Annotated in this window: 16 protein-coding genes; 6 read left to right on the top strand and 10 right to left on the bottom strand. The window is 72.2% G+C overall.

All coding sequences use genetic code 11. The annotated features are described in order from the left end of the window. Positions 1-146: 146 nt before the first annotated feature. Both WME95_RS03505 and WME95_RS03500 read left to right on the top strand, forming a co-directional pair. Positions 147-1166, top strand: coding sequence for a LacI family DNA-binding transcriptional regulator (locus tag WME95_RS03505; RefSeq protein ID WP_012233297.1), 1020 nt, complete (start codon positions 147-149; stop codon positions 1164-1166). Between the two features lie 188 nt (positions 1167-1354). Then, a complete protein-coding gene (locus tag WME95_RS03500) occupies positions 1355-3292 on the top strand; it encodes a glycoside hydrolase 5 family protein (RefSeq protein WP_437906993.1) in 1938 nt (645 codons plus the stop codon). Between the two features lie 80 nt (positions 3293-3372). Here WME95_RS03500 and WME95_RS03495 read toward each other — a convergent pair whose 3' ends face one another. After that, complete coding sequence (locus tag WME95_RS03495; protein WP_437906992.1) at positions 3373-5568, bottom strand: ABC transporter permease subunit/CPBP intramembrane protease; 2196 nt, start codon at positions 5566-5568, stop codon at positions 3373-3375. 6 nt (positions 5569-5574) lie between these two features. Then, entirely contained in the window at positions 5575-6360 is a 786-nt protein-coding gene (locus WME95_RS03490) for an ABC transporter ATP-binding protein (protein WP_437906991.1), read from the bottom strand. A gap of 200 nt (positions 6361-6560) precedes the next feature. On the opposite strand from WME95_RS03490, the gene WME95_RS03485 reads away from it, so the two are divergent. From WME95_RS03485 to WME95_RS03470, 4 genes are all read left to right on the top strand, one after another. Then, entirely contained in the window at positions 6561-6785 is a 225-nt protein-coding gene (locus tag WME95_RS03485) for a hypothetical protein (RefSeq protein ID WP_157907469.1), read from the top strand. Between the two features lie 82 nt (positions 6786-6867). Next, positions 6868-8064 carry a hypothetical protein gene (locus WME95_RS03480; protein ID WP_437906990.1) on the top strand — a complete coding sequence of 399 codons (1197 nt, stop codon included), beginning with the start codon at positions 6868-6870 and terminating at the stop codon, positions 8062-8064. 260 nt (positions 8065-8324) lie between these two features. Then, the gene (gene thiD / locus WME95_RS03475) at positions 8325-9152 is read left to right on the top strand and encodes a bifunctional hydroxymethylpyrimidine kinase/phosphomethylpyrimidine kinase (protein ID WP_437906989.1); all 828 of its coding nucleotides are present in this window, start codon (positions 8325-8327) and stop codon (positions 9150-9152) included. 289 nt (positions 9153-9441) lie between these two features. Beyond that, a complete protein-coding gene (locus tag WME95_RS03470; protein ID WP_437549480.1) occupies positions 9442-11127 on the top strand; it encodes a protein kinase domain-containing protein in 1686 nt (561 codons plus the stop codon). Between the two features lie 184 nt (positions 11128-11311). Here the strand turns inward: WME95_RS03470 and WME95_RS03465 are convergent, their stop codons facing one another. The 8 genes from WME95_RS03465 to WME95_RS03430 form a co-directional block, all read right to left on the bottom strand. Beyond that, positions 11312-11893 (bottom strand): hypothetical protein, encoded by a 582-nt coding sequence (locus WME95_RS03465; RefSeq protein ID WP_437906988.1) that lies wholly within the window; start codon positions 11891-11893, stop codon positions 11312-11314. Between the two features lie 409 nt (positions 11894-12302). Beyond that, on the bottom strand, positions 12303-12875 hold the full coding sequence (locus tag WME95_RS03460; protein ID WP_437906987.1) for a hypothetical protein: 573 nt from the start codon (positions 12873-12875) through the stop codon (positions 12303-12305). A gap of 321 nt (positions 12876-13196) precedes the next feature. Next, positions 13197-14531, bottom strand: a complete 1335-nt coding sequence (locus tag WME95_RS03455; protein ID WP_437906986.1) for a tolB protein — start codon at positions 14529-14531, stop codon at positions 13197-13199. Next, entirely contained in the window at positions 14522-15382 is an 861-nt protein-coding gene (locus tag WME95_RS03450; protein WP_437549473.1) for a TonB C-terminal domain-containing protein, read from the bottom strand. The genes WME95_RS03455 and WME95_RS03450 overlap by 10 nt, the downstream gene beginning before the upstream one ends. Further along, positions 15379-15876 (bottom strand): biopolymer transporter ExbD, encoded by a 498-nt coding sequence (locus tag WME95_RS03445; RefSeq protein WP_437906985.1) that lies wholly within the window; start codon positions 15874-15876, stop codon positions 15379-15381. The genes WME95_RS03450 and WME95_RS03445 overlap by 4 nt, the downstream gene beginning before the upstream one ends. A 21-nt stretch (positions 15877-15897) precedes the next feature. Further along, entirely contained in the window at positions 15898-16638 is a 741-nt protein-coding gene (locus WME95_RS03440) for a MotA/TolQ/ExbB proton channel family protein (RefSeq protein WP_437549469.1), read from the bottom strand. A 152-nt stretch (positions 16639-16790) separates the two neighbouring features. Continuing rightward, entirely contained in the window at positions 16791-17345 is a 555-nt protein-coding gene (locus WME95_RS03435) for an OmpA family protein (RefSeq protein WP_437906984.1), read from the bottom strand. Between the two features lie 199 nt (positions 17346-17544). Then, positions 17545-18357: a hypothetical protein gene (locus tag WME95_RS03430; RefSeq protein ID WP_437906983.1), complete on the bottom strand. Its 813-nt coding sequence runs from the start codon at positions 18355-18357 to the stop codon at positions 17545-17547. Between the last annotated feature and the right edge of the window lie 238 nt (positions 18358-18595).

Raw genomic sequence — 18595 nt, 5'->3', positions numbered from 1 at the left:
CTGCGCTGGGCTCGTCGCTCGCTCGCGGCGCTCGGCCCTGCGCGGCGTTCGGCTCGCCAGCGGGCCGTCGTGCTATCCACCGGGGCCATGCGGCGGAGCGGGTTCACACGGCAGGCACGCTCCGTCGCCTGGAGCGGAGGTGATGCGTGAAGCGTCCGACGATCACGGACATCGCGTGGCGGGCGGGGGTATCCAAAGGAGCGGTGTCGTATGCGCTGAACGGCAGGCCCGGCGTGTCGGAGCCGACGCGCGAGCGGATCCTGGCCATCGCGGCGGAGCTGGGCTGGCAGCCGAGCAACGCGGCGCGGGCGCTCTCCGACGGCCGCGCCGGCGCCGTCGGCCTGGTCATCGACCGGCCCGCGCACATGCTCGGCATCGAGCCGTTCTTCATGCAGCTCATCTCCGGCATCGAGGCGGAGCTGTCCGAGAAGGCCGAGGCGCTGCTGCTCAAGGTCACGGAGGATCGCGTGGCCGAGGTGGAGACCTACCGCCGCTGGTGGGCCGAGCGGCGGGTCGACGGGGTGATCCTCGTCGACCTCTGCGACGACGATCCGCGCGTGAAACTGATCGAGGAGCTGAAGCTCCCGGCGGTGGTGATCGGCGGCCCGGCGGGCAAGGGGCAGCTGCCCGCGGTGTGGAGCGACGACGCGAGCGCCATGCGGGCCGTCGTCGACTACCTGGCCGCGCTGGGCCACCGGTCGATCGCGCGGGTCGCCGGCCCGGCCGAGTTCGTGCACACCGCGGTCCGCACCAAGGCGTTCACCGCAGCCGCGCGCCAGCGGCGCCTGGATCGGGTGCAGACGGTCCACGCCGACTACACGGGCGAGGCAGGCGGCCAGGCCACACGGCGGCTCCTGGCCGAGGCCTCGCCGCCCACAGCCATCGTCTTCGACAACGACGTGATGGCCGTGGCCGCGCTCGCGGTCGCCCACGAGATGCGCGTCCCCGTGCCGGAGCGCCTGTCGATCGTGGCCTGGGACGACTCGGCGCTGTGCCAGCTCGTCCACCCCGCCCTCACCGCGGTGCGCCGCAACATCGCCGAGCACGGCTCCCGCGCCGCCGCGCTGCTCCTCCGCCTCGTCGCCGGAGAGCCGGTCACCGACGACGAGTGCAGCGCGCCGACGCTCGCGACGCGGGGCAGCACCGCCCCGCCCCCCCGCGCATGAGCCGGCCTGGCCCGAGCGAGGGCCCGGCCCCCCGCACGGGCGCGTAGACTGAACCGATTAAGTTGCGTAGACTGAACCGATTAAGTCACCTGCCCGTCGCTCGCGCAGCGAGCGCGCGGCCCGCGCCGCGAGCAGGGGGACGGACGGTGTTCGAGAGCGCCGCTCTGCATGACCAGGACGTGAGGACTATGCACCGCAATTTCGCCAAAGTCGCAGTTCGTCAACAGGCGGTCGCCTGGCTGGGGGCCAATTTCTGGTCGAGGCGCGGCGGCCCGCTCATGTGGCAGAGCTACGATCCGTTCGTGGTCCGCGAGGAGCTCCGGGTGCTCGCCGATCACGGACTGACCATGACCCGGTCGTTCTTCTACTGGCCGCACTTCATGCCGGAGCCGGACCGGATCGACGAGGACTGCGTCGCGCGTTATGCCGATTTCCTTGCGGCGCACGTCGAGGCGGGCCTCGCGACGATCCCGACCCTCCTCGTCGGCCACATGTCCGGCGAGAACTGGGACCCGGCCTGGCGGCGCGGGCGCGACCTCTACGGCGACGTGTGGATGGTGGCCCGGCAGGCCTGGTTCGCCGAGCAGATGGCGCGGCGCTTCGCGGGGCACCGGGCGGTGACGGGCTGGCTCGTCTCCAACGAGATGCCGATCTATGGCGAGCGCGAGCGCTCGATCCGCGAGAACGTCACGAGCTGGGCGAGCCTTGTCGTGCAGGCGCTGCGGGCCGGCGGGGCGAGCCAGCCGATCTCGATCGGCGACGGCGCGTGGGGCATCGAGGTCACGGGGAACGACAATGGGTTCTCCGTCCGCGATCTCGGCGCGCTCGTCGACTTCCTCGGCCCGCACGTGTACCGGATGGAGAACGACCTGGCGCGCCAGCACTACGGCGCGGCGTTCGTCTGCGAGCTCACGGGCTTCCTCGGCAAGCCCGTGGTGCTGGAGGAGTTCGGCGTGTCGTCGGCCTTCGCGTCCGACGAGAACGCCGCGCATTACTACCGGCAAGTCCTCCACAACACGCTGCTGGCCGGCGCCACCGGGTGGATCGGCTGGAACAACACCGATTTCGACCTCATCCACCAGGATCCCTACAGGCACCACCCCTTCGAGCTCCACTTCGGGCTGACGACCGTCGAGGGCCGCCCCAAGCCGCAGCTCGAGGAGATGGCCCGCTTCGCCAAGGTGCTCTCCGACATCGACGTCCTCGGCTGTGAGCGCGAGCCGGCCGACGCGGCGCTGATCGTCCCGTCGTACCTGGAAGGCGCGTTCCCGTTCACGGAGGCCGAGGACCGCAGCTACCTGTTCACGATGCTGCGGCAGGCCTACATCGCGGCGAAGGAGGCGGACCTGCCGGTCGGGCTGACGCGCGAGCGGGACGGGATCGCGGAGGACTGCCGGCTTTACCTGCTGCCGTCGGCCAAGCAGCTGACCGCGCCCACATGGCACCTCCTGGAGCGGCTCGCGTCCGCCGGCGCGGTCGTCTACGCGTCGTACTGCCACGGCACGCACGGGTCGCAGCGCGGGCCGTGGTACGCGCACCTCAACGCGATGTTCGGCGTCGAGCACCAGCTGCGCTACGGGATGATCGATCCGATCGAGGACGATCGCGCAAAGCTCACCTTCGAATGCCAGTTCGGCACGATCGCGGCGGGCACGACGCTCACGTTCCCGGTCTCCGGCACCGAGCACAGCCGCGCTTACCTGCCCGTGCGCCCGAGGGGCGCGGAGGTCGTCGCGGTCGACCAGCGCGGCCGGCCGGCGCTGCTGCGGCGCAAGATCGGGAGCGGCAGCGTCGTGCTCTGCACGTATCCGATCGAGCACTTCGCCGCGGCGACCCCGCGGATCAACCCGGAGCCGACCTACAGGATCTACGACGCGCTCGCCGAGCTCGCCGGCGTGAAGCGACCGGTGACGGTGGACGACCCGCGCGTCGCGGCCGACACGCTGCGCCACCGGGATGGCCGCCGCTTCGTGTTCCTTGTCAGCCAGGCGGATCAGCCGCTCACCGTGAAGCCCGCCGCGGCCTCAGGGCACCTGACGGAGCTGGGCGGCAAGTCCCCGGTCCACGCCGTGGAGCTCGCGCCGTACGACGTGCGGATCCTCGAGCTGCGGCCAGAGCCGCGGTAAGCGCGGGCGTGGCTCCCCAGGGTGCTGGTGCGCGATTCCCCTCCACGCGCGCTCGCACACCACCACCGCGTTCGCCAGCTTCAGTCGTGTCCCCCGCCGTTTCCGGAAGCGCCGGCCCCGCGGCGATCGCGCGCTTCCATCTTCGCCTTCCCTTCCGGTTCCGGTTCCGGCGCGCTCGGCGCCGAGAACCGGAGCAGGAGCAGCCCGGCCAGCGAGACGACCATCCCCGCGAATGTGATGCTCCACGGCAGGACCTCTCCTTCGAGGAGGCCTTGCGCCCATGACGGCTTGAAATAGAGGAGCGACACCGCGAGCCCGTTGTTCAGGGCGTGAAGCAGCGCTCCGGGCAGCACGGAGCCGGTGCGGTGGCGCGCGTAGCCGAGCGCCAGCCCGAGCGAGAACGTCGGCAAGAGCCGGTACACCGACCCGTGCGCGAGCCCGAAGAGGAGCGCCGATACGCCGATCGCCACCGCGGGCCCGGCGCGGCGCAGGCCTGCGTAGACGAGGCCGCGGAACAGGAGCTCCTCGCAGACGGCCGGCGTGACGGCGACGAGCAGCAGGACGACCGGGTACGGCTGCCCGCCGAGCAGCACGAGCTCGCCCAGCTCTCGGGCGAAGGGCTCCGGCGCGGGGAACCACCGGAGGACGGTGCCGCCGATCGCGGCCCACGCGGCGACCCCGAGGAGCAGCGCCCCGGCGAGGCCCCGGACCGAGGCCGGCCTGAGGCCGAGCGTCGCCCGCGGCGAGTAGCCGAAGCCGGCGACCAGCGCGAGGGTCGGGACCAGGAAGAAGCCGACCTGCGAGACCGCGAGCTGGACCGCCACGCTGGTGCGGGCGATGAGCAGGCTGCCATAGAAGAAGAGCACCTGGACGCCCGCGAACGCCGCCAGCGAGAAGCCCGCCGAGGGCGCCCCGCCGGCCCGGCGCCCCAGGCCGAGCACGGCGCGCGCCGGCTCGTGCCCCCCGAGGAGCACGCTCTCGCGCTCGAAGACGCGCGCGGCGAAGAGGAGCGCGAGGCAGGCATAGAGCGCCGAGGAGACGAGCGCCGTGAAGAGGAGATCGGCCGGCGCCTCTCCGACGAACAGCGCCTTGATCAGCACCGCGATGTTGAGGACCGGGGCGTAGGCCGTCCACGGGTTGAGCTCGACCACCGGCAGGGCCGTGATGCCGGCGAGCAGCGAGAGCGGCAGGTACGCCGGCATGAGCGCGTTCTGACCGTCCTTGAAGTCCTTCGCGAACACGGCGAGCGCGAGGAACAGCGCCGAGAACAGGAGCGTGACCGGCACGAGCAGCACGAACGTCAGCGCGAAGGTGCCGGGGCCGACGACCATCGCGTCGGGCAGCAACCGGCTCACCGTGAGCGACATGCTCACCACGTTGCCGAGCGCCGTGAGCAGCGAGATGACCCACACGGCCAGGAACTTGCCCGAGATGATCTCGATGGGCCGCACGGGCGCGCACAGCAGCGTCTGCATCGTGCCGCGCTCCTTCTCGCCCGCCGTCAGATCGATCGCCGGGAGGAAGCTGCCGAGGAGCGACATCAGGATCAGCAGCATCGGCATCATCGCGCCGAGGATCTGGCCGACCTTGCGGCTGTCCGCCGCGACGTCGCGCGGCACGACGTCGAACGCGCGCGAGAACCCCTCGGGCAGGCCGCGCTCCGCCTCTCGATCCGCCACGATGGCCCTGCGGGCGCGCTGCAGCGCGCCCGCGAGGCGCGCCTCCGCCGTGGCCGAGTCGGCGCGGACCGAGTCGAAGTAGATCGCGACGGCGCCCTTCCCGCCGCGCCCGAGCTCGGCCCCCATCGAGGGCCACGGCACGAGCACCGCGTCGACCTTGCGCTCGCTCACGGCGGCGCGCGCCGCGGCGAGCACGGGGTTCTCCGGCTCGATCCACCTCGGCGGCTCGGCTTCGGCCTCGGGGGGCGCCGCCTCGCCGTCGTCCGGCGCGGGCTCTGGCCCCGCTGGCGGCGCGAGCGCCCCGGAGAGGAGCCCCTCGCGCACGTCGGGGGGCGCGCCGGCCCACGGCGCGAGCTCGATCTTGCCCGCCGCGGAGAGCCTCGCCTGCAGGCCCTCGGCGAGCTCCCCCCAGACCGCGATCCTGGACGGGCGCGCCTCGCGCGCGGCCGCCTCGACGCCGACGAGCTTGCTCATCGCGAGCGCGAAGAGCGGATAGAGGAGGAGCGGGACCACGACGAGGCGCACGAGCGTGCGCCGATCCCGGAGCGACTCGACGAGCTCCTTGCGGAGGATCGTCCAGACGATGGCGAGCCTCACGGCGCCTCAGCCCCCTGGCGCGGGCGCGCCGGCGCGCTCGGGCGTGTCGCGCGCCGCGCCCGGGCGGCTCCGCTCCACGTGGTGGAGGAAGGCGTCGGTCAGGTTCGTGGTGCCGGAGCGCCCGAGGAGCTCGGGCAGGGTGCCGGCGTCGACGACGCGCCCCTCGTGCATGAGGGCGATGCGGTCGCAGAGGTACTCGGCCTCGCTCATGATGTGCGTCGAGAAGAGGATCGCCCTGCCCGCGGCGCGCTCGCGCCGGATCGACGCGACGATGAAGCGGCCGCTGAGGATGTCGAGCGCGGTCGTCGGCTCGTCGAGGATCAGCACCTCCGGCTCGTGGAGGAACGCGCGCGCGATGTTGGCGCGCTGCTTCTGTCCCGTGGAGAGCGTGCCGCACGGCCGCGAGGCGAACGCGTCCATCTCCAGGTCGGCCACGAGCGCGTCGATCCGGCGCGAGAGCGCCGCCTCCTCCATGCCGTACAGCCGACCGAAGTAGCGGAGCACCTCGCGGGGCGTGAGCCGCTGGTAGAGCTGCGTGTCCCCGGAGAGAAAGCCGAGGCGCTGCTTCGCCTCGAGCGGCCTCGCGGCCAGGTCGACGCCGCCGACCAGGATCTGCCCCTGGTCGGGCGACAGGATGCCGGCGAGCATCCGCAAGGTCGTCGTCTTGCCCGCGCCGTTCGGCCCGAGCAGCCCGACGACCTCCCCGGCGTACACGGCGAGATCGACCCCGTCCACGGCCGTGACGCCGCCGTACCGCTTCACCAGACGCTCGGCGTACAGGGCGGGGCGCATGGAAGCGTCTCCTAGTTCGGCCCGCGGCGCGGCGCAAAGCGCCCGTCGGACGGACCCGCACGCAGCGCGTGCCGCGGCGCGCCGCCCCCCTGCTCGTGCCGCCCGGTCGCCTCCGTCCTGGCGGCGTGACGGCGCCGCCCCCTCGACGTCCGCCGCGGGCCCCCTAGAGTACGCTGACGTCCATGCCAACGAGCCCGTCGATGCCCTATCGCGACCGTACGACGCCCGAGCCGGTCCAGTGCCCCTGCGGCCACGGTCGCGATCATTACATGGTGAGCGCCGAGGCGGAGTACCGCGTCCTCGGGTACATCCAGCTCGCGTTCGGGATCTCGGCCCGGCCGACGAAGGTGAAGTACAGGTGCCGGCGCTGCGACACGGTCTTCGCGACGACGAAGGATCCCGCGGTCCTCGACAAGCATTACTGACGCAGAGGCCTCCAGCGCGGTCAGGCACCTCCCCCTGCCGTGGTCGCCTCGCTCGGCACGCCCTGTGGCATACTCGTCGCCGATGCAGCAACGGCTCTTCACGATATCGCTCGTGATGCTCGGCGCGGCGGCCCTCCCGACCGGCTTCCTGGCAGTCGCCTGCTCACCGGCGGAGCGCTCGTTCGGCGACAGCGGCGGCGGCGGGAGCGGCGGCGCGTCGCCGACCGGCAGCGGCGGTGCATCGCCGACCGGCAGCGGCGGCGCGTCGCCGACCGGCAGCGGGACTGGGGGCGGCGTGAGCGCCGGCGAAGGCGGGGGAGGAGGAACGGGCGCAGCTGGCGGAGGGGACACGCAACCATTGCCCCCGGAGGTCGTCGCCACCGGCCTTGACGACCCGTACTCGATCGCGGTCGACGACCAGAGCGTCTTCATCCTCTCCACTTCCACGCTGCTGCGTTGCCCCCTGGCAGGCTGCCCGGCTCCGGTGGTCCTCGCCGAGGGGCTCGGGCCTCCCACGACCGCCGTCATCGCCACTCCGTACCTCATCGGGGTGGATCCGAATTTTGTTCACTGGCTGAGCTCCCCCAACGATGGCGGGTCGCGCCGCTACTATCGGTGCCCGGCGGCCGGCTGCGTCTTCAAATCGCCGGTGGAAGTGTTGGAGTCCATCGTGAGCAACCTGAATCAAATCCAGGTGAGCGACGACGGCGTGGCGCGCATCTCGGACAAGTTCGATGTCCTCGAGTGCGATAACGGCCAATGCGAGCGGATCCGCTGCGTGAGCGCGGATGGGATCCGTTCGTTCGTCATGGATGGGACGACCGTCTACTGGGCCCACGCCACCGATCCAGGAGGCGTCTATTTCTGCGATCCCGGCACTACGGACGGCGCGATCCAGCTCCACGCCGAGCACGGCGTCGTCATGGCAATCCACGACGGGATTCATTACGTGATGAACGCGGCCAAGAGCACCATTTTCGCGTGCAAGAAGACCGGGTGTGGCGGCAGCCCGACGACCTTCGTCGAGGGCGAGCCGTCGTTGACCAGCATGGCTGTCGGCCCCACAGGCGTGTACTGGACCGCTCTCGGCACGGGCATGAGCGCAGACGGCGTCGTCAAGATGTGCCCGCTGGACGGCTGCGGCGGCGGCCCCCGGGTCATCGCCTCGAACCAGGCGCGGCCGACGAGCGTCCGCCTCCGGAACGGCTTCGTCTACTGGTCCAACCGCGGCTTGGCCGGGAGCCCGATGTCGGGTGAGATCGTGCGCGCTGGCCTCTGACGCGCGGCCGGGATCGCGGCGCGGGCGCCTGCGCTCGCGGCGGCGAGCAGAGCGCTCGACCTGCCGCCGGCCCGACCTCCCTGGCCGGCGGCCCGCGGCCCTCTCGCGCCGCCAGCAAGAACCCCTCGCCACTCGCTGCGTTTCAGGACACCCTGCGCGCACGCCATGCGCGCCTCTCGCAGCTCGCTCCCCGCTCTCCCAGCGCACCTGCCGCGCGGGGGCCGACCGGCCTCCGCGACCGCCCGCCGCCGGAGCGCGCCATGAAAGGACGCGTCCTCATCGTCGCCGGCTCCGACTCGGGCGGCGGCGCAGGAATCCAGGCCGATCTCAAGGCGGTCACCGCGCTAGACGCGTTCGGCGCGACGGCGATCACCGCGCTCACCGCCCAGAACACCCGCGGCGTCGACGCCGTGTTCCCGGTGCCGCCCGACTTCATCGCTCGCCAGATGGAGGTCGTGCTCGACGACATCGGCGCGGACGCCATCAAGACCGGGATGCTCCACTCGGCCGAGGTCATCGACGAGGTCGCGCGCGTCTACGAGCGCCTCGGCCGCGGCGCGCCGCTCGTGGTGGACCCGGTGATGGTCGCCAAGGGCGGCGCCCGGCTGCTGAAGCCCGACGCCGAGGGCGCCCTGCGCGCCCGGCTCCTGCCGCTCGCGGCGCTGCTCACGCCGAACATCCCCGAGGCCGAGGCGCTGACCGGCGTGGTCATCGACAGCGTGGACGCCATGCGCAGCGCCGCAGCGCGGCTGCTCGCCATGGGTCCGCGCGCCGTGCTGCTGAAGGGGGGCCACCTCCCGGGCGCGACGGTCGTCGACGTCCTCCGGGTCGCGCCGGGGCCCGGCGGCGCCGGGCTGCCGGAGGGCGAGCAGCTGTTCGAGGACGCGCGCATCGAGACGCGCGCGACCCACGGCACGGGCTGCACGCTCGCCTCGGCCATCGCCGCGGGTCTCGCCCAGGGTCTCGCCCTCGTCCCGGCGATCGGGCGCGCGAGGCGCTACCTCCGCGAGGCGATGCGCTCCGCGCCGGGGCTCGGCCAGGGCCACGGGCCGCTGAACCACGCCCACACGGCGCGGCCGTTCCCCTGAACAGCGCGGCGCGCCGCGCGCGTCTGTGGACGGGCGCGACGGCCGCGACGGCCGCGACGACCACGGCGGCCCCGCGCCGCGGGCCCCGCACGGCGGCCCGGCGGCTCTGCGAAGGAGCGGCGGGGCGGCCCGGTGCGGCGCCGGACGGGCCGCGTGCAGCGCTTGTGCAACGACTCGTTGCGCCCGGCGCTCGAATGGACGACCCTGCGCGCAGTCCGTATCGGCGTCCCGGCGCGTCTCCTTCGGCGCCGTCGCGGAGCTCTTCCTCACCCTTCGTGCGCCCGTGGCCGTGACCAAAGATCCCCTCCCTCCCATCGACGTCGGAACGGTCATCAACGACCGCTACGAGGTCCTGAAGAGCATCGGCAAAGGCGGCATGGGGGAGGTGTTCTTGGCCTTCGACCGCCTGACCCAGCAACAGGTGGCGCTCAAAGTGGTGCCCGAGGCCTCCGCCATGCCCGGCGACGACGAGGCGCTGCGGCAGGAGGTGATCCTCGCGCAGAAGGCCCGCCACCCGAACGTCTGCCGCGTGCACGACCTGGCCCCGAGCCCGTGGGGCCCCATCCTCGTGATGGAGTACATCCCCGGGCAGACGCTCCACAACCACATCCGCAAGCGCAAGACGTCGGGCGGGTTCAGCGCCGACGAGTTCCGAAAGATCTCGACCGACGTCTGCGCGGGGCTCGCCGCGATCCACCAGCAGGGGCTCGTGCACGGCGATCTGAAGCCCGGGAACGTGATGGTCGCCGACGATCGGGCGGTCATCCTCGACTTCGGCTTCGCGAAGGAGCGCGCCCGCGCCGCCGTGCGCAAGCCGGGGGCGCCTCCGGACGGCGGGACGCCTCACTACATGTCGCCGGAGCGGCTGCGCAGCGGCGGCGCGAGCCCGGAGGACGACGTTTACGCGGCGGCGCTGACGCTCTGGGAGATGTGGACCTGCCGCGTCCCCGAGCCCGGCTACAAGCCGCGGCTCAAGACGATGAAGCAGCAGATCACGTTCGACGTGCCCGCCGCGCTGACGAACGACGAGATCAGGCAGATCTTCCGCGCGCTGAACCCGGATCCGCAGATGCGCCCGCAGGCGCGGCACATGCGGTTCTTCAACCCGACGCAGACCACGACCGCGCCGATCCAGCTGCCGCGCGAGCGCATCGATCCCGGCCCCGCGCCTGGGCGGGCCATCAAGACGCAGTTCACGCCCGGCGCGCAGTCGCTGCTCATCACGTACGCCACGAACGCGCCCGACAGCGTCACCACCCTGTTCCCGCTGCAGAAGCCGGTGCTCTCCATCGGCCGCCGCAGCGATCAGGACCTCGTCCTGGCCGAGGCGACCGTCTCCGGTTCACACGCGCTCCTCCGCTGGCAGACGGGCTCCTGGCTGGTCGAGGATCTCAACAGCACGAACGGCACGTACGCGGACTTCCCCTTCGAGCGCAAAGCGCAGGTCTCGCTGCTCCATGGGGCCGAGGTGCAGCTCGGCGAGTGCCGTCTCATGGTGGTCACGTTCGGGCCCGACTCGCCGCACCACGACAAGGCGAAGCGTTACCTCGCCCGGCGCGACGGCCTCACGGGGCTGCTCGTGCGCGAGTACCTGATGAAGGCCATCGACGAGGACGGCTTCTTCGCCGAGTGGGCCGAGGTGCCGATGCAGATCGCGCGCTTCGAGCTCCGCGGCCAGAACGGCCTCGTGAGCTTGCGCCCGACGATCCTCGAGATGCTCGCGCTGCGCAAGGCCGCGCTTCAGGTCGTCGATTTGACCCAGACGCTGCTGCTCAGCCTGACGCCGGCCGCGGCCGGGCGCACCGGCCCGCTCACGTTCGTCGTCTCCATCGTGGGTCCCAACCTGGACGAGGCCCAGCACGTGGTCGAGCAGGTCGTCGCGCAGGTGCAGGGCACGCTCCCCGAGACGCTCGAGCTGACCGCCACGCTCGTCAAGTGCGAGCCTGGCCGCCCCGCGCGCACGCTGATCGACTGAGGCAGACCGCCGGGTCGTCGCTCGACCGTCGCTCGACCACCGGGCGGTTGCTCGCGCGCGCGCTCCGTCACGAAGGCACGGAGCCCATCACCAGGCGCACCGCGCCGGCAGCACGCCACGCAGCACTGCACCCAGCGAGCGCTCTTGCGCAACGGGGCCGCTCCCAGGCCGGAGCAGCAAGCGGCTACTGGACGGCGAGCGGATGCTGGGCGGTGAGCGGCTGCTGGGACGGCCCGCTGCAGGCCTCGCCCGGAGCGGCGACGCGATCGAGCACCACCTCGCCGGCCGACTTCCGGACGTCGATCTCGCCCTGCCAGACGAGCTCTGCGCTGCCCTGAGCGTCGACGACGTCGCGCAGCAGCCGCACGTAGACCTTGCGCTGGGCGACCTCGGGGATCGCCACCGCGAAGTCGAACGCGCAGACCGAATCACACCTCGGGTTCGCCGCGTCGGGCTCGTCCCGCTCGGTGATCTCGTAGATGCTGTCGATCCTGTCGACGTGCATCGCGCGCTGGCCGCAACAGTTGAGCAAGAGCCGGCTGTTCGCGATCTTCAGAGCGCCGCTCGACGGGTCGTAGCGCCAGCGCAGGACCTCGGCCCCGCAGTAGCTCTCCTCCCCCTCGGAGGCGAGCCGCCGCTCCGGCTCCACGAACCCGCCGGCCTCGCTCACGAGCCCCACCTGCGCGGGCTCTGCCTCCAGGCACGCGCTCAGAGCAAGCAGCGACCCCACCGTTGCAAGCGCTCCACAGACCCCCAGGTACTTCATGCCCCGATTTCCTTGGCTGTCCCGCGACACTGTCAAAATACGCCCAAAAGGCAAAGAACCAGGGCCTCTAGAAACGCGCTTCACGTATCCGCTACTTGCGCCTAGGGATTCAGCTGCAAGCCAACGTACATAAGGTGCGCACATGCGCCGCACCCCGGAGCAGCTGCACGCACATTCGAGTATGATCTACGGGTTTCTGGAAACCTTGTCCAGGCGAAAGTGGCAGAGTTAGCCCGATTCTCTGACCATGAACGTCATGGTCGACCAAGCTCCTCCATCATCCTCCACCATCCCACCCCATGACGCGCTGCCATGCGCTGCCATGCGCGGCGGCACATTCGCGAGGTCCCCCCTGTCGACCGCGGATGCGAGGTGCTGCGGAGCGATCCGAGGGCGTGTGTTCAGCGCCTCATCGCGCGGCGACCGTCTTGCTGCGCTGGCGCGGGGAGCCCTTCGCCTGGCAGCCGGCTTCCGCGGGGGTTTCGTCGAGGACGACCGCACCGGCGGAGACACCCAGATCGAGGGAGCCGCTCCAGATCACGGCCGGGCCGCCCTGCTGATCGACGACGTCGCGCAGCAGCTTCACGTAGACCTCGCCCCGCGGGACGTCGCGCACGCCGACGGACAGATCGAAGGCGCACTGCTCGCTGCAGCGACCTCCGGCGCCGTCCGGCGCGTCCCGCTCGGTGATCTCGAAGAGGCTGTCGATCCTCTCGACGTGGATCGCGCGCTTCCCGCAGCAGTCGAGCATCAAACGGGCATCGGCAAGGCGGAGCGTCGCCGCCGGCTCATCGTACTGCCAGCGCAGCACCTCGGCGCTGCAGTAACCCCCGTCCTCTGCCGCGGCGAGCCGGTGCTCCGGGTTCCTGAACCCCCCCTGCTCGCTGATCCTCGCCTCCTGAACCGCCGCCACCTGGCTGCAGCCACCGGCGCAGAAGGCCCAGACGATCGCGATGGCGGTCCAGATACGGCTCGACACCATGCACTTCTCCATTTCCTCTTGGCTGGCTGGCCAGGGCGGTTCGTCCCAGTTTCGGTGCAATTTTCCAGCCAACTCTCCCCCTGAGCAGTCCGGAGGCTAACCGCGACCGACGCGGCGGGCCAAGGAAGCGGGGCTGCGAGCGGTCTCCCTTCACCTTCGCTCGCAGCAGGGGTGTGGGAGGGCGCGCAGGAACTACCCACGTTAGACGTGCCCGGACGTAAAAAGTTGTCGGGGAGAGAACGCCTGGCTCAGCCACGATGCGGGCGGCCCTCGTTCGGACACACGCCGGATGTCCGGGCCGTGCCCCGAGGCTCGCCCGCGTCAGTTCTTCGCTTCGACGGCCTTGCCGGGCGGAAGGGGATCCCAGCGCAGCGAGTCCCCGAGGAGGTTCGAGATGCGCTTCGGGCGCTGCCCGTCGACGCGCATGACGTAGAGCCCTGGCCCCTCGCCGGAGGTGCGCGTGGAGAAGAACGCCACGAGCCGCCCGTCGGGGCTGCAGGCCGGGTACCCGTTCCTGCCCTGATTCTGGGTCAACCGCACGAGGCCGCCGCCCGTCTCCCCCGAGGCGACGAGGTCGGTGTTCTTTCCCACGCCGACGGCGTAGACGGCCTTCACGCCGTCGGGGTGGTTGCAGAACGTGGGCGCCGAGGCGAAGAGCCCGTCCGGAGAGATCGCCTTGCCGCCGACGTAGATGCGCTGTCCGTACCTGCCCTCGCCGGAGAAGGCGAGCTTGCCGGTCGGCGTGAACACCGGGTGGAGCGCCATCCCCACCTCGGACGCCGGCTTGATGCTCTGGAGATCGGGCCCGGAGAACAGCTTGATCGTCGACCCCACCCCGATGCTGAGGGCGACCTGGGCGCGATCCTTCGAGAACGCGATCCCGTAGACAGAGCCCTTCACGGGCAGCGCGAGCGGGCCGCCGGCGGGCGTGAAGACCTTGTACTCGTCGCCCTTCACGCTCGCCGCGTAGTGGAGCTGCTCGTTCTTCCCGAACGCAGGGGCGATGGCGGTCTGGTCGGGCGGCGAGACGGCCCTGGCGTCATGGCCGTCGGCGTCGATCGTGAAGACACGCCGCAGCGCGCCCGAGCCCGAGGCGAACGTCATGTGGCTGGCGAAACCGCCGTTCTGGCCGGTGAGGGCGCCGATCAGCTGGTCGGCCACCCGGTGCGACTCGAAGCGCACGTCGCGGAGGGGCACGATGAACTTCTTGTCGAACACCGGGGCCTGCCCGCGGTTCACCAGGAACGCCTGGCCGACGAGCTCGACCTTGTCAGCGGCGACCTTCTTGCCGCTCACGCTCACGACCGCCTCGACCCCCTTCGCGGACCACGCCTTCACGTCCACTGGGCTGTCGGAGAGGTACAGGCCGTCGGGCGCGGCGCTGTCGGGCAGCACCTCGAACTCGCCGCACAGCTCGAGGTCGCGCCGGACCACGCTGTGGATCGTCACGTCCTCGGGGTCCGAGACGAGCGACGGCAGGACGCCGATCTTCGGGAGCGGACGCGTCGCGCCGGCCACGACCGTGATGTGGCCGAGCAGCTCGTCCGGGTTGGGCGGCGCCGCCGAGGAGGCCGGCGCCTGCGCAGGAGCAGGGGGAGCAGCGAGCGCGGCGGCGGCGAGCGCCAGGGCGCCGAGGGCGTATCGAGCTAGTCGCATGTGGTCTCTCTACAGACGAACGTGACGCTGACCTGCTTCTGCCCGAGGTTGGGATAATTCTCGGGCGGCGGCGGCAGCGCCTGCCCCTTCGCCGCCTCGAGGGTCGCCTGCGCGGCCGCGTCGAAGGCGGGATTCCCGCTCGGCGTCAGCGTGTAGCTCACCATCTGCCCGTCGGACAGCACGATGACCGCGCGCGGCTTGTGCTTCGTGAGCTCCTCCGGCGGGAGCCCCGAGCCGTTCACGCGGAACCTGCTCGAGAACCAGCCCGCGATACGGGCCAGGTACAGATCCACAGCGCGCGCCTTGAGGGGATCGGTCTCGGTCCCCTCCTTCACGCCGTCCTCGTGGCCCTCCTGGTCCACGTTGGCGGCCGGGGCGGCGTCGGTCTTCGGATCGAGCTCGGTGTCGACCTGCTTCGCGATCTCGGCGTCGGGCGGCGGCGGCGCGGTGCCCGCGTCCGCGATCTTGACCTCCGGGGGCGGGATGTCCGCCTCGGTCTTGCCCGCGCTCGGCGACACGAAGGCCTTCTGCTCGACGCGCGGCTTGGGCGTCTGGCGCACCCACCGGTCGGGCAGCTTCATCTTGTCGCGCGTGCCGCCCAGCTTGAGCAGCGGCGTGTCCATGTCGAGCACCGGCACGACCTTCACCGGGACGCTCGGCCCCTTCTCGATCTCGGGCGCCGCCGCGGGCACCGTGAGGTCGGCCAGGCTGACCGCGACGGCGGCCCCCGCCTGCACGGCCATCGCCACCGCGACGGCGAGCGCGATGTCCCGCGGGCGGAAGTCGCTCGCAGGCCGGCGCTGCCCTGACGGCGTCCTCGGTCCGGGCGCGCGCGCCGCAGCCGTGCTCACGGCGCCGATCCCCCGGGCCGCGGCGCGGCTCCCCCGGGTCGCGGCGCCGTTCCCCCGGGCGGCGGCGGCGCGCCCTCCGGCTCGATCTCCGGCTGGACGAGGAGGTTCAGGCCCTCGACCCCCGCGGCCCGGGCGGCGGCGACGACGCGCGCCACGGCGCCGTAGCGGGCGTCCTTGTCGGCGCGGATGTAGAGCTCCTTCTCCTTCTGCACGCGCCCGTTCGAGGCGAGCACGCCCTCGATGTCGGCGGTCGCGTCGTCCTCGCCGAAGAGGATCTTCTCTTCCTTCGTGACGGTCACGACGAGCTTCGTGTCCTTCGTCGGCGCCTCCTCGGCGGAGACGTTGGGCAGCTCGACCCGGAGCCCGGCCGTGAGCAGCGGGGCCGTGACCATGAAGACCACGAGGAGCACGAGCATCACGTCCACGAGCGGCGTGACGTTGATGTCGCTGAAACCGCCGCCGCCGCGCCGCCTGCGCCCTCCACCGACCGACATGCCCATGATCCGCCCCGCCCCTCAGCCCTTCGGCATCACCGGCGTGGGCCGGTCGCTCGACCGCTGGAGCGCCAGCGGGATGGACTCCTGCATCCCCCGCGCGGAGAGCGACGCGATCTCCACCCAGCCCTCGCTCGCGGCCTCGAGCGCGGCGAGCAGGTCGTCGACGCGCTTGTTGATCCCGTTGTACGCGATGACCGCCGGGATCGCGGCGAACAGCCCGATCGCGGTCGCGATGAGCGCCTCGCCGATGGCCGGGGCGACCACGGGCAGCGACGCGCTCTTCTGCTGACCGATGCGGAGGAACGCGTCCATGATCCCGTAGACCGTGCCGAACAGGCCGATGAACGGCGACGCCGCCGCGATCGACGAGAGCGTCGGCATGAGCGCGCTCGCCCGCTGCGTCTCGGTCACGATCGCCCGCTTCGCGATCGAGTCGAGGAGCCGGCTCGTCCCGACGCGGCGGCTAAGCTCCATCACGACGCGGGCGCCGGGCGCGTCCGCGTGCCGCTGCGCGAGCGCGAACAGCTGATCCGGCGAGTGGGCGTGCGCCGACTCCTGCTCGAACCGCGCCTGCAGAGAGGCGAGCCGCGCGAGCTGGAGGACCTTGAGGACGGCGATCACCCAGACGAGGATGGCCGCGAAGATCAGCAGCCACACGACCAGGAAGACGGGACCGGAGGCGTGGAGGACCAGGGAGACGGGATCGAGCTTGATCGGGACCGTCGTCGCCGGGTCAGGGGCGCTCTGCAGGAAGGCCATTTCGATCTCTTCGGGTCAGGGAGTCGGCTCGTCAGGGTTCCGCGCGCGCGGCCCCGTTCAGTGGAGTTTGCGGCCGCGGCGCCCTCTCTCGCCTGGAAGCGCGGCCGTGGCCCTCTTCAAGTTCGCCCGGCGCCGCACGCGGCGCGCGGCGCTCAATCCGCGAGCAGGATGTCGACCTTCCGGTCGCGCGCCCAGCCCTCTTCGTCCGTGCCGGTCGCCTCGAACTCGCCCTTCGACGAGGTCGCGATGCGGCCCTGCTCGAGGCCCTTCTTGCCGAGGTACTCCGCGACGCTGCCGGCGCGCTTCTGGCCGAGGCCCAGGTTGTACTCCGTCTCCCCGCGGGGGTCGGCGTGGCCGATGAGCTTCATCCCCTTGCCCTTGAGGGGACCCGAGACGAAGCAGCGCGCGAGCGCGTCGAGCGCGCCCGCCGCCTCGCCCTCGATGGACGTCGAGTCGAACGCGAAGCGGGCGGTCGGTAGATCGCCGCAGGCCTTGAGGATCTTGTCGTCGATGCGGATCGAGCCGCTCGTCGGCTTCTCGGTGTCCTGCTTCGGGGCAGGCGGGGCGGCGGTCTTCGCCACCGGAGGGGGCGCGACGTCGCTGGCGACATTGGCCGGCGGCTGCGGATCGGAGCCGCAGCCGGCCGCGAAGGCGGCAAGGGGCGCCGAGACCACGAGGATCAACGCAGGCAGTTTTGTCATGGGCATGCCGTTACCACGCCGGGAGGCGCGTTGCAGCATTTTGAGCGCCCGCCGGCGAGCCGGCGCGCCCGGAGGACAGGCATTCCGTTAAAGTGCCGCGATGCATCGCGCGATCCAGGCGCGGGAATATTTTGGGCACCAACGGGTTGGCCCGCCGCGCGCCTCGACGAGCCGCAGGCCGTACGCGCGCGCCCTCGGCGCGGGCTTATTCCTCGCTGGTGTCGGCCTGGCGCTGCGTCTCCGCAGCGGCGGGCGCCGGAGGATCGGCGACGGCTGCAGCCATCGCGTCGGTGAGCGACATCGGCGCCTGAGGCCGCGACACCTCCTCGGACGCGAGCGAAGGCGACGGCTGACGCTCAGGCCGGGCGCGGGCCCCCGAAGCGGCGGGCGGGCGCACACCCGCCCCGGAGGCCTCGCGCGCGCCCGCCTCCGCTGCGGCGCGCGGCTGCGGCGCCGTGGCGGGCTCGGCGGCGCTGGCCTCGTCCTCGTCGGCCGCTCGCGCGCGCGCGTCGAGCCCGCGCAGCGCCGTCCTCCGGGGGCCGGGCGCCTCGACCGGCACGCGCACCTCGCGCGCGATCTCCCCGGCCCGGGATACGCCGCGCTGCGCTGCAGGCGGCACGTCATCCCTCGGCGCACGCGACATCCGGCCGACGATCAGCGTGAGCCCGACAGCGATCACCAGGGCGGCGGCCACGGTCGCCGCCGCGAGGATGCGCACGCGGGCCCGTGATCGCGCCAGCGAGGGCACCGCGACGGGCGCGAGCGCGTCGTGGACGCGCATCACGTCGCTCACGCTCGGCGCATCGAGCCCGACCGGCGCCGTGCCCGCGAACGCGCTCGAGGCGGTCGCCGCGGTCGACTCCGCGCCCCGGATCGCCTGTGGCGTCGTCAGGCCCACCGCCGCCGGAGCGACCGGGCCGCTGCCCGGCGCGACCGAGCCTGCCGCCGGCGCGCTCGTCGGCGGCGCGGCGGGAAGCGTCGCGATGAACGACTTCAGCGCGAGCGACCGGAGATCCATGATCGTCGGGTCATCGTCGCTCCGTGGCACCGAGGGCGCGATCGATCGCCGGAGCGGCGGAGGAGGCCGGCTCGATCGCCGGCCGGCGCCTCCCGCCGGGGGCGCTGCCGCACCCCTCCCGTGCGCACGGAGCATCGCACCGCCGCAGACGCTGCACTCGAGCGCAGCCCCGCCGCGCGCGTCGCTCGACACCGTGGTGACGATTCCGCAGATTTCGCAGGTAACGTCCATGAGCCCC

The sequence above is a fragment of the Sorangium sp. So ce327 genome, from assembly GCF_051530205.1.
GTDB lineage: Bacteria > Myxococcota_A > Polyangia > Polyangiales > Polyangiaceae > Sorangium > Sorangium cellulosum_B.
The sequence above is the reverse complement of the archived record's forward strand: the minus strand, read 5'-3'. Positions and strand labels throughout refer to the sequence as shown.

Excerpts from the sequence above, each read along its gene's own strand:
- WME95_RS03500 (WP_437906993.1), top strand. The coding sequence starts at position 1,355 with ATGCACCGCAATTTCGCCAAAGTCGCAGTTCGTCAACAGGCGGTCGCC.
- WME95_RS03490 (WP_437906991.1), bottom strand. The coding sequence starts at position 6,360 with ATGCGCCCCGCCCTGTACGCCGAGCGTCTGGTGAAGCGGTACGGCGGC.
- WME95_RS03485 (WP_157907469.1), top strand. The coding sequence starts at position 6,561 with ATGCCCTATCGCGACCGTACGACGCCCGAGCCGGTCCAGTGCCCCTGC.
- WME95_RS03480 (WP_437906990.1), top strand. The coding sequence starts at position 6,868 with ATGCAGCAACGGCTCTTCACGATATCGCTCGTGATGCTCGGCGCGGCG.
- thiD (WP_437906989.1), top strand. The coding sequence starts at position 8,325 with ATGAAAGGACGCGTCCTCATCGTCGCCGGCTCCGACTCGGGCGGCGGC.
- WME95_RS03465 (WP_437906988.1), bottom strand. The coding sequence starts at position 11,893 with ATGAAGTACCTGGGGGTCTGTGGAGCGCTTGCAACGGTGGGGTCGCTG.
- WME95_RS03460 (WP_437906987.1), bottom strand. The coding sequence starts at position 12,875 with ATGGTGTCGAGCCGTATCTGGACCGCCATCGCGATCGTCTGGGCCTTC.
- WME95_RS03455 (WP_437906986.1), bottom strand. The coding sequence starts at position 14,531 with ATGCGACTAGCTCGATACGCCCTCGGCGCCCTGGCGCTCGCCGCCGCC.
- WME95_RS03445 (WP_437906985.1), bottom strand. The coding sequence starts at position 15,876 with ATGTCGGTCGGTGGAGGGCGCAGGCGGCGCGGCGGCGGCGGTTTCAGC.
- WME95_RS03440 (WP_437549469.1), bottom strand. The coding sequence starts at position 16,638 with ATGGCCTTCCTGCAGAGCGCCCCTGACCCGGCGACGACGGTCCCGATC.
- WME95_RS03435 (WP_437906984.1), bottom strand. The coding sequence starts at position 17,345 with ATGCCCATGACAAAACTGCCTGCGTTGATCCTCGTGGTCTCGGCGCCC.
- WME95_RS03430 (WP_437906983.1), bottom strand. The coding sequence starts at position 18,357 with ATGGATCTCCGGTCGCTCGCGCTGAAGTCGTTCATCGCGACGCTTCCC.